This window comes from Pseudoalteromonas luteoviolacea NCIMB 1944 (assembly GCF_001625565.1).
Lineage (GTDB): Bacteria > Pseudomonadota > Gammaproteobacteria > Enterobacterales > Alteromonadaceae > Pseudoalteromonas > Pseudoalteromonas luteoviolacea_F.
Window position 1 is genome coordinate 1 of the sequence record NZ_AUXS01000060.1, and the last position, 711, is coordinate 711.

A 711-nucleotide genomic window follows, 5' to 3' on the forward strand; every position below is an offset into this window, starting at 1 on the left:
AATCCATGTTTATTGGTGGTAGGTTGGTATTAAAGGTTCGTCATTGTGGGCTTGCCCCGCAACTCATGTTTATTGGTGGTAGGTTGGTATTAAAGGTTCGTCATTGTGGGCTTGCCCCGAAATCCATGTTTATTAGTGGTGGGTTGGTATTAAAGGTTCGTCATTGTGGGCTTGTCCCGCAAGCCATGTTTATTGGTGGTGGGTTGGTATTATAGGTGACTTGCTCGACTACTAATAAAATAGCTCGCTTCACCTTACGCAAAAATAATGTCGTCGCTAGGTGCTTGGTCATGAGGCTTTTGCACTATGGACCCTGAAACGAGTTCAGGGTGACGAGGGATAGGTAATGCTTGGTGTTTGAGACCTGTCATTTGAGCTTTGGTGTATAAGGCCTGTCATTTGAGCTTTGGTGTTAAAGGTCGTCATTGTGGGCTTGCCCGGCAATCCATGTTTATTGGTGGTGGGAGCGTATTATAGGTAACTACCTCGGCAACTGATAAAACAGCTTGCTTCACCTTAGACTTTTGCACTATGGACCCTGAAACGAGTTCAGGGTGACGAGGGAGGGGGCGTGCCTTTATGTTTAAGACCAGTCATTTGGATTTGATGCTTAAGACATGTCAATTGGATTGGCTAGTCATTGTAGGCTTAGGTATTTAAGCCCGTCATTGTGGGCTCGCCCCGCAATCTATGTTTATTGGTGGTGGGAGC

At 46.0% G+C, this 711-nt stretch carries 1 protein-coding gene; it reads left to right on the top strand.

The genetic code is table 11. The annotated features are described in order from the left end of the window. The coding region (locus N483_RS27325) for a hypothetical protein (protein ID WP_196764419.1) at positions 1 to 215 on the top strand (215 nt) is incomplete at its 5' end. Positions 216 to 711 lie beyond the last annotated feature (496 nt).